Annotated in this window: 4 protein-coding genes; all 4 read left to right on the top strand. The window is 38.7% G+C overall.

The window, feature by feature from the left end:
• A partial coding sequence (locus tag BWI44_RS22270) for a YhbY family RNA-binding protein (protein ID WP_286816507.1) occupies positions 1 to 239 on the top strand: 239 nt, incomplete at its 5' end.
• Positions 240 to 257: 18 nt separating this feature from the next.
• Positions 258 to 890 carry a nicotinate-nucleotide adenylyltransferase gene (nadD, locus tag BWI44_RS22265; RefSeq protein WP_286816508.1) on the top strand — a complete coding sequence of 211 codons (633 nt, stop codon included), beginning with the start codon at positions 258 to 260 and terminating at the stop codon, positions 888 to 890.
• 50 nt (positions 891 to 940) lie between these two features.
• A complete protein-coding gene (gene yqeK, locus BWI44_RS22260; protein WP_286816505.1) occupies positions 941 to 1,546 on the top strand; it encodes a bis(5'-nucleosyl)-tetraphosphatase (symmetrical) YqeK in 606 nt (201 codons plus the stop codon).
• Positions 1,547 to 1,581: 35 nt separating this feature from the next.
• Positions 1,582 to 1,932: a ribosome silencing factor gene (rsfS, locus tag BWI44_RS22255; RefSeq protein WP_286816503.1), complete on the top strand. Its 351-nt coding sequence runs from the start codon at positions 1,582 to 1,584 to the stop codon at positions 1,930 to 1,932.
• Positions 1,933 to 2,018: the final 86 nt, after the last annotated feature.

Raw genomic sequence — 2,018 nt, 5'->3', positions numbered from 1 at the left:
CAATCTTTCAGATTGGAAAAGCCAGCCTGACACCAGAAGTGACAGAGGCAATTAATGAAGCATTACAGGCAAGAGAATTAATTAAAATTAGTGTATTAAAGAACTGTTTAGATGACCCTAAGGAGATAGCACGTGTACTTGGAGAACGTACCAACTCTGCTGTTGTACAGGTAATTGGTAAGAAGATCGTGTTATACCGAGAAAATAAGGACAAAAAGAAGATAGAACTTCCGAAATAGTACGAAGAGGTGTTGTCGATGCAGGATATCAATGGGATAAGTGAGAAACGTAAAATTGGTATAATGGGTGGGACATTTAATCCCATCCATATAGGTCATCTGATAATAGCTGAACAGGCATATGAACAGTATGGTTTAGATAAAGTACTGTTCCTGCCGGCGAATGAGCCACCACATAAACGGCAAGAGAGCATAGAAAGTGATCAGAACAGAGTCGAGATGGTGAAACTGGCGATTGAGGCAAATCCACATTTTGAATTATCACTGGTAGAAATGGAACGTGATTCCATCAGCTACACGGTAGATACGCTGAAACAGTTGACAAGAGAATATCCACATACGGAGTTCTACTTTATCGTTGGTGGTGATTCCATCGCCTCCATTGAGCAATGGAGAGAGCCAGGAACCATTATGAAGCTGTGTCATCTGCTTGCCTGCGTAAGAAATGATATGGATGATGAGAAACTGACGATGCAGATTGCGTATCTGAATGATAAGTATCAAGCAAACGTGCACAAGCTCAACATCCCGATGATGGATATAAGTTCAACTTCAATCCGTAACCGTACGAAGAATCATCAAAGCAATCGCTATATGGTTCCAGATAAGGTGTTGTCATTTATTTCAAACAAGCAGTTATATAGAAAATAGACTTGATTAATACGTAAAGATAAATCACTTCATGGAAGGTAGGTTATAGTATGAATCAGTTACTTCATAATTTACGCGAGGATATGCAGAGTATATTAAAGCCTAGCCGTTTTGAGCATACAATGGGAGTGGCATATACTGCTGCCAACTTAGCGATGCGTTACGATGTTAGTATGGAAGACGCTTATACCGCAGGACTGTTACATGATAATGCTAAGTATATGGAAGGGGATGCTATGCTTGCCCTCTGTAAAGAGAATGAGCAAACCGTCTCTGCGACTGAGCAGAGGAATCCCTATCTACTACATGCGAAGGCAGGCGCCATCTTAGCCAGGGACAAATACGGCATAGAGAACGAAGATATATTGAATGCAATCACCTATCACACTACGGGACGACCAGGCATGACATCCCTCGAAAAAATCATTTTCGTGGCTGACTATATCGAGCCAAATCGTACAGTAATACCAGGATTAGATATCATTCGGCAGGAAGCTTATGTTGATTTAGATCATACCGTGTATCTTATCTTAGTTAACACGTTAAAGTATCTAAAGGCTACAAAGGACAAGAGTGATATTGATACCATGACAGTAGCATCTTATGACTACTACAAAAATATCATGAGCAAAACCACTGATGATGATGAACAATAGAGACATATAAATAAGTATATAAAAGGAGTTAAACCATGATTCAATCTAAAGAAATGGCAAAAATCGTTTATAATGCATTAGAAGACAAAAAAGCTGAGGATATTGTAGTTCTTGAAGTTAGTGATATTACTATATTGGCAGATTACTTTGTTATTGCAAATGGTACGAATAGTTCACAGGTACATGCATTAGTAGACAGCGTTGAAGAACAATTATCAAAAGTAAATGTAGAACCAAAACGTGTTGAAGGTGTTGGTAATACGAACTGGATCTTAATGGACTACGGTGATATCGTAATTCATATCTTCTCCAAAGAAGACCGTTTATTCTATGATTTAGAGAGAATCTGGAGAGACGGTAAGAAGGTATCCAAAGAAGATCTGTAAGATGATAAGAGGGTACGTATATGAACTTTTCTGAGAATGCTTTGTTTTATCAGATGTCGGAGGATGAGATTACACGAATTCTGCAA

Origin of the sequence: Bacteroides sp. Phil13 (genome assembly GCF_001940965.1) — a bacterium.
GTDB lineage: Bacteria > Bacteroidota > Bacteroidia > Bacteroidales > Bacteroidaceae > Bacteroides > Bacteroides intestinalis.
The sequence above is the reverse complement of the archived record's forward strand: the minus strand, read 5'-3'. Positions and strand labels throughout refer to the sequence as shown.

Coding starts and splice junctions, on each gene's coding strand:
- nadD (WP_286816508.1), top strand. CDS start 258: ATGCAGGATATCAATGGGATAAGTGAGAAACGTAAAATTGGTATAATG.
- rsfS (WP_286816503.1), top strand. CDS start 1,582: ATGATTCAATCTAAAGAAATGGCAAAAATCGTTTATAATGCATTAGAA.
- yqeK (WP_286816505.1), top strand. CDS start 941: ATGAATCAGTTACTTCATAATTTACGCGAGGATATGCAGAGTATATTA.